Source organism: Thermomonas sp., assembly GCF_020850895.1.
Classification (GTDB): domain Bacteria; phylum Pseudomonadota; class Gammaproteobacteria; order Xanthomonadales; family Xanthomonadaceae; genus Thermomonas.
In genome coordinates, this window is sequence record NZ_JADZDS010000123.1 from 1 (window position 1) to 7296 (window position 7296).

Annotated in this window: 5 protein-coding genes; 3 read left to right on the plus strand and 2 right to left on the minus strand. The window is 65.3% G+C overall.

All coding sequences use genetic code 11. From position 1 onward, the window contains the following. Positions 1-508 (minus strand): cobalamin-dependent protein (locus IT472_RS11030; RefSeq protein WP_297181560.1); only part of this gene is annotated, 508 nt, incomplete at its 3' end. 86 nt (positions 509-594) lie between these two features. Between IT472_RS11030 and IT472_RS11035 the strand changes: the two genes are divergently transcribed. The 3 genes from IT472_RS11035 to IT472_RS11045 all read left to right on the plus strand — a co-directional run bounded on the left by IT472_RS11035 (position 595) and on the right by IT472_RS11045 (position 3937). After that, entirely contained in the window at positions 595-1422 is an 828-nt protein-coding gene (locus IT472_RS11035) for a ChaN family lipoprotein (protein WP_297181561.1), read from the plus strand. A gap of 170 nt (positions 1423-1592) precedes the next feature. Next, positions 1593-2693, plus strand: coding sequence for a Glu/Leu/Phe/Val dehydrogenase dimerization domain-containing protein (locus IT472_RS11040; protein WP_297181562.1), 1101 nt, complete (start codon positions 1593-1595; stop codon positions 2691-2693). Positions 2694-2779: 86 nt separating this feature from the next. After that, a complete protein-coding gene (locus IT472_RS11045; protein WP_297181563.1) occupies positions 2780-3937 on the plus strand; it encodes an isovaleryl-CoA dehydrogenase in 1158 nt (385 codons plus the stop codon). A 38-nt stretch (positions 3938-3975) separates the two neighbouring features. On the opposite strand, the gene IT472_RS11050 is transcribed toward IT472_RS11045, so the two are convergent. Beyond that, positions 3976-6906, minus strand: coding sequence for an autotransporter serine protease (locus IT472_RS11050; RefSeq protein ID WP_297181564.1), 2931 nt, complete (start codon positions 6904-6906; stop codon positions 3976-3978). Positions 6907-7296 lie beyond the last annotated feature (390 nt).

Genomic DNA, 7296 nt, shown 5'->3' on the forward strand with positions numbered 1-7296 from the left:
CGATCTCGATCTCGTTGTCGAAGGCGACCTTGTGCGGCGCATCCACCGGCAGCCGCGCCTTCGCCGCTCGCGCCACCACGTCCTCGATCATCGACACCAGCCCCATGTGCATGCCGTCATTGGGGTGATAGATGCGTTCGACGCCGTAGGCTTCCAGCTCGCGGATTTCCTCGGGGGTAATGGTGCCGCCGCCGCCGGCGAACACGCGGATGTGGGCGGCATTGCGTTCCTTCAGCATGTCCACCATGTATTTCAGGTATTCCACGTGGCCGCCCTGATAGGACGACAGCGCGATGGCATCGGCGTCTTCCTGCAACGCCGCGCGCACCACGTCCTCGACGCTGCGGTTGTGGCCGAGGTGGATGACCTCCGCGCCCTGGGCCTGGATCAGCCGACGCATGATGTTGATCGCGGCGTCGTGGCCATCGAACAGGCTGGCGGCGGTGACGAAGCGCAACGGGGTGGATTCGGTTTGCGCAGTGGGAAGCTGGGCGGCCGGGGTGCTCATGGGAAGCTCTCGGATCGTGCGTGCGGTCGACTTTTCATTGTAGCGCCTGCCCTAGGATGCCTCCCTTGCACCCGGAGCATGTCGATATGCCGCAACGCCTCGCCCTCTCACTGGCACTTGCCTGCGCCCTCACTGCCTCGGCACAAGCCGGACAGCAGCAGGCGCCGCCGATCGCCGCATCGCCGGACATCCTGCTGCTCGGCGAGGTGCACGACAGCGCCGTCGGCCATGCCGCCCGCGCCACCTTGCTGCAACGGAAACTGGACGCCGGCTGGCGGCCCGCCATTGCGATGGAACAGTTCGATACCGCGCAGCAGCCGGCCCTCGACGCCGCCATGCAAGCCTGCGCGGACGCGGACTGCGTGCTGGCCCGCGTGGCCCCCGCAACCTCCGGTTGGCACTGGCCGCATTACAAGCCGGTGATCGCGCTGGCGCTGCAGTACCACCTGCCGCTGTACGCCGCGAACCTGTCCCGTGGCGATGCCGGCAAGGTCATGAAAGACGGCTTTACTGCCGCGCTTCCGGCGGCCCTGATCCAACGCTACGACCTGGACCACCTGCCCGCGGATGTGCTGACCGCCCAGGAAATCGAAGTCCGCGACAGCCACTGCGGCATGCTGCCCGAGGCAATGGTGCCGGCCATGGCCAAGGCGCAGATCGCCCGCGACGTGGTGATGGCCGAGACCCTGCGCACGCACGCCGGCAACGGCATCGTGCTGATCGCCGGCAATGGCCATACCCGCCGTGACATTGCCGTCGCCTACTGGCTGCGCAAGGATGGGCTGGCTGCACATGCGGTCGGTTACCTCGAGCCCGACACCGACGGTGGCCACTTTGATGAAGTGCATCGCATCCCGAAGACCGAACGGCCCGACCCCTGCGCGCAATTCCGCACCCCGAAGCCGGCAGGCTGATCGACCCGCGCGCCCATACCCGTCCGTACTGACAAGCCGCTTCGACCGATGACTTACAATGGACGGCTGCGAACGGCGCGAATGATCGCACCGTCGCCGGCAGTTCCGCCATCGTCCACCCATGCCACCGGTCCCGCAGCCACGCGCGCCGCACCGGACGGAGTCTCGCCATGATCTTCGAAACCCTCGACACCTTCGGTCACGAGCAGGTCGTGTTCTGCCACAACAAGGACGCCGGCCTCAAGGCGATCATCGCCATCCACAACACCGTGCTCGGCCCGGCCCTCGGCGGAACCCGCATGTGGCCCTATGCCAGCGAGGCGGAAGCGCTGAACGACGTGCTGCGCCTGTCGCGCGGCATGACCTTCAAGAACGCGGTGGCCGGCCTCAACATCGGTGGCGGCAAGGCGGTGATCATCGGCGATCCGGCCAAGGACAAGTCCGAAGCCCTGTTCCGCGCCTTCGGCCAGTTCGTGGATTCACTGGGCGGCCGCTACATCACCGCCGAGGACGTCGGCATCGACGTCAACGACATGGAATACGTCTATCGCGAAACCCAGTACGTCACCGGCGTGCATCAGATCCACGGTGGCTCCGGCGATCCCTCACCGTTCACCGCCTACGGCGCACTGCAGGGCCTGATGGCCACGCTCAACAAGAAGTTCGGCAACGAGGACGTCGGCAAGTATTCCTACGCCGTGCAGGGCCTCGGCCACGTCGGCATGGAATACGTGAAGCTGCTCAAGGAGCGCGGCGCAAAGATCTTCGTCACCGACATCAACAAGGCGCTGGTCGACAAGGCGGTCTCCGAATACGGCGCCGAGGCGGTGGGCCTGGACGAAATCTATGACGTCGCTGCCGACGTCTACTCCCCCTGTGCGCTGGGTGGCACGGTCAACGAGAAGACCTTGCCGCGCTTCAAGTTCAAGGTCATCTGCGGTGCCGCCAACAACCAGCTCTCGACCGATGCGATCGGCGATGAGGTGGTCAAGCGCGGCATCCTGTACGCGCCGGACTACGCGGTGAACGCCGGCGGCGTGATGAACGTGGCGCTGGAGCTCGACGGCTACAACCGCGAGCGCGCGATGCGGATGATGCGCACGATCTACCACAACCTGTCGCGCATCTACGAGATCTCCGACCGCGACGGCATTCCGACCTACCGCGCTGCCGACCGCCTGGCCGAAGAGCGCATCTCCGTGATCGGCAAGCTGAAGCTGCCGATGGGCCGCAGCCAGCCGCGCTTCCAGGGCCGCATCCGCGGACAGTGAGTTGAACACACGGCCAGCGGGGCGCTGTCGCCCTGCTGTGCCAACGCCGATCCCTGCGCCATCCCACCCACCGACACGTGAATCCCATGCGCCCCTTCCCCCTCGGCGACGACATCGATGCACTGCGCGAGGCGGTTCGCCGTTTTGCCGAGACCGAGATCGCGCCGCGCGCGGCCAAGGCCGACGAGGACAATTGGTTCCCGCAGGAACTGTGGCCGATGCTGGGCGAGATGGGCCTGCTCGGGATGACCATCCCCGCGGAGTTCGGTGGCAGCGAGATGGGTTACCTCGCGCATCTGGTGGCGATGGAAGAAATCAGCCGCGCCTCGGGCGCGATCGGCCTGTCCTACGGCGCCCACTCCAATCTCTGCGTCAACAACCTGTACGCCAACGGCAACGCCGCGCAGCGGGCCAACTACCTGCCCAAGCTGTGCAGCGGTGAATTCAAGGGCGCGCTGGCGATGAGCGAGCCCGGCGCCGGCTCCGACGTGGTCGGTTCGATGGCCTGCCGCGCCGAACTCAAGGGCGACGTGTGGGTGGCCAACGGCAACAAGATGTGGATCACCAACGGCCCCGAGGCCGACGTGCTGATCGTCTACATGCGCACCGCCAGCCGCGAGCTGGGCAGCAAGTGCATGACCGCCTTCATTGTCGAAAAGGGCATGCAAGGCTTCTCGACCGCACAGAAGCTGGACAAGCTGGGCATGCGCGGCAGCAATACCTGCGAGCTGGTGTTCGAGAATTGCGCGATCCCGCAGGAAAACGTGCTGGGCGAGGTCAACAACGGCGTCAAGGTGTTGATGAGCGGCCTCAACACCGAGCGTCTGGTGCTCTCCGGTGGCCCGATTGGCTTGATGCAGGCCGCGCTCGACGTCACCCTGCCCTACGTGCGCGAACGCCGCCAGTTCGGCCAAGCCATCGGCACCTTCGAGCTGATGCAGGCCAAGGTCGCCGACATGTACACCAGCCTGCAGTCCAGCCGCGCCTTCGCCTATCAAGTCGCGCGCGACTACGACGCCGGCCACAAGAGCCGGATCGACGCCGCCAGCTGCCTGTTGCACGCATCGGAAGCAGCCGTGCAGGTGGCGCTGGAAGCGATCCAGTCGCTTGGCGGCAACGGCTACATCAACGAATTTTCCACCGGCCGCATCCTGCGTGATGCGAAGCTCTATGCCATCGGCGCTGGCACCAATGAGATCCGTCGCATGCTGATCGGCCGCGAGCTGTTCGCCGGCAATCACTGAGCGATCGACGCGGGGCGACCGCCCCGCGCTGACCAAGGTCAGAACCGATAACTGCCCCAAAGCATCGCCGATCCGGCCTTGCCGACATCGCTGCTGCGTCGGCTCAGGTCAAACCGCAGCAGTGCGTGTTGACCGAACAACGCCGACAGCCCGAATCCGAACACCTGACTGCGACGCGCCAGCGCGATCCCCTGCAACGGCGCCCACTGGTCGATGCCGGTATAGCTGGCATCGACCAACATGCCGGATTCTGTCAGCGTCCTTTGCCACTCGGCTCGTGCGTCCGCACGCAGCTCGACATCGCCGAACCGCCAGCCCTGCTCGGCGCGAACTCCGGCCATTGCCTGCCAGCGACGGGCATTCCAGGCATTGGCGCGCAGCCCGAAGCCCGACCCACCGGCTTCGCTGAAGCCATCATTGACGACAGTCACGTATTGGGTGCCGAGATACGGCGTCAACCCGACGCCGCCGAGTTCGAAGCGGCGACCGATCGCGCCTGATGCGCCGACATAGCGCCCGGAAAGCTGCGTCGATACCGCATCCTGCTGCGATCCCAGCAACAGGTTGCGCTGCAGCCTGCGCTGGAAGCCGCCGCTGACGAACTGCGCCTGCACGTACCACAGGCCTCGCCACGCGGCGCCATAGAGCTGCACCTCGTGTTGGCGACCACGGCTGTGATCCCCGATCGCCCCCAGCCAGGTGCTCTGGTCGAGCCGGCTGATGGCAATGCCCAGCATCGCGTTCGAACCCAGCCGCCAATCGTTGCCGATCATCTCTCCACTGGAATCCAAGCCGACGCTATCGAAACCGGCCTGTGCAAGCTGGCCACCACTGGACAAGTCGCGATACCAGCCACCGACACGTGTCGGCGTGCGCTGCAATCGGTCCATGCGTTGCTCCAGCGTGCGCCTGCCTGCATCAATGCTGTCGAAGGTCAACGCCGTGGATGCCGCATGCATCTCACCTGACAGGCTGCGCAATGACAGATCGGCCTGCGCGGCATTCGAGGTTTGCTGGAGCGCGCCAGCCGCATTGATGAATGCAGTACCCAGCCCGCCCGGCATTCCCGCGATCAGTTGCGCATCGATCACCGTCATCGCCGATTCCACCCGCACCGCCGACGCCTGCGCGCTGGCACTCAGGCCCATCGCAGATGCCGCCTTGGACACATCGATGCGATTGATATTGAGGAAGACGTTGTTCGGGTCATAGGCCAGTGCAGCATCGAGGAACACGCTCGGTGCTGCCTTGAGATCGCTGAAGGTGCCGGTGACGCCGCCAACGGCATTGAGCAGGGTTTCGTGCGCCGTCGTGGTGTAACCCGACTTCACCCCGAGGATCGACATCGTGCCGGCGATGTTGGCGCTGCCTGTGATCTTCAGCGGATTGCCCAACCACACGCCGAGGTTGCCGCCTGAGGTCTGCGAATAATTCCCTGCGATCGTGGTCGGCGTCGCCGCACCGACCAGGAAACGCCCGCTGCTGGTGACGTTGCCGCCAAACGCGCCCAGCGCCCACACTGTCGCTCCGCTACTGATATCGAGATTCGATTTCAGCCCCTTGCGCACATCCAGCCCACCCTCTTCGACGCGAGTACCACCGGTGAAATTGCCGGCTTCTGCCAAGGTCAGGATGCCGGTGCCTCGCTTGATCAAGCCACCGGCCCCGATGATGGAATTGCGCCACACCGAATTGCCGGAGAACGCCACGCTGAAGTCGCCCCAGGCGAAATTGCTGGGTCCCATCGCGGCCTTGGTGACATCCAGCAAGCCCCAACCGAACACCGGATCGACGCCGGGCGCGCCGAGATCCTTCGATGCCGCCAGCACGGTTTGCCGCACCTGATCATTGTTGAAGTACGGGAACGCGGACCACACCACGGCGGCTGCACCGGAGACCTGCGGAGCCGCATAGGACGTCCCGCCGCCCTGGTAGAGGCTGTAGCTGGCATCGCCGACCTTGGCCTGCGGATCGATGAAGATCACATTGCCCGGCGCGACCAGGCAATAGTCCATCGCACTGCCGCACTGTTGCGAATACGCCGTGAGCTGGGTGGGATGATCCGGGTCAAGGGCGCCGACGGTGATCCAGCCTTTCGCCAAGTCCGGATCATTGGCCAAGGTCGGCAAGCGCGCGATATCCGATGGCTCCCCGGCATAGCGCGGGTCGGTGCCACTGTTGCCGCTGGCGAACACGATCAAGCCGCCGCGACCCACCACGAATTGCCGCCACGCGGCATCCAGTTCGGTGGTGACGCCAGGGTCGCTCCAGTACACGCCGCCCCAGGAATTGTTGAGGATCTTCGCGCCTGCGTCGGCAAGCTCGCCGTTGACCGTGGCGAAAAAATCACCCACCCCCTCCCCGGCATGCCATTCGTTGCCCTCGCCGGAACCGTCGTCGGGTGGTGGCGTGTCGTCGATGATCCTCGAAACGGCGATCTTCGCACCCTGCGCGACGCCACCGCCCCAATTGCCGATGCCCTTGCCGGCCGCCATTTCAGCGACGACCGTCCCATGGCCGACGACATCATCCACGCTGGTGTTGTTGGTCGCCGGATCGACATGGGTGAAGTGGGCCGTGACCCGTCCCTGCAACGCCGGATTGTCGCGATTGATGCCAGTGTCGAGCAGGCCGATGGTCACGCCCTGCCCGGTCAAACCGGCACCCAGTGCACCGGCCGCATTGGTCAAGGCCAGATGCCGGCTGTACTGCGGCAGGGCCGCGGGCGCACCCCATGCAGGAATGGCCGGCGGGTTGACCGACAGTGATGCATCGTTCGCCACGTTCGGTGTGAAATTGGGCACCGTCGGTGTCGTCGGTGTCGTGGTCGGTGGCGTCGATCGCACCGTCCCTCCACCGCCACCGGCGCAAGCGGCCAGCAGCAGGGCGATCGCGCACGGCAGCGCCGCGACCACAAGTCGCCTTCCTCGTACCCCGATCACGCCAACCACAGACGATTTCCACCGCATGCCGATCTCCCCCTTGGAAAGGCCTGAACAACGCCATCCCGCCGTCGTCAGCCCACATCGAGTCCCGGTACAAGCCCGGACTCGCCTGACGCGACGCAATCACCTGCACGATCGATTCGCAACCCGCCATCCATCGCTGGCGAAAATCCCTGAGTTGAGCAGAGGCTTCCCTGCAATCCTGATCGTGTTGTATTCCACCCCCGCCCTGCGTGCAATGCGCTCGCAGCGACATGCAACCCCGGACTGAATGCGGCAACGCAACATGCCGCCCCGTTTGCGCCATAATCAACGTTCGCCGGAACGACAGACGGCCCCCACTCCCGGAGCTTCCCCATGAACGACATCGTCATCGTCGGTGCCAAGCGCACCGCCATCGGTTCCTTCCTTGGC

Excerpts from the sequence above, each read along its gene's own strand:
- IT472_RS11050 (WP_297181564.1), bottom strand. The coding sequence starts at position 6,906 with ATGCGGTGGAAATCGTCTGTGGTTGGCGTGATCGGGGTACGAGGAAGG.
- IT472_RS11040 (WP_297181562.1), top strand. The coding sequence starts at position 1,593 with ATGATCTTCGAAACCCTCGACACCTTCGGTCACGAGCAGGTCGTGTTC.
- IT472_RS11035 (WP_297181561.1), top strand. The coding sequence starts at position 595 with ATGCCGCAACGCCTCGCCCTCTCACTGGCACTTGCCTGCGCCCTCACT.
- IT472_RS11045 (WP_297181563.1), top strand. The coding sequence starts at position 2,780 with ATGCGCCCCTTCCCCCTCGGCGACGACATCGATGCACTGCGCGAGGCG.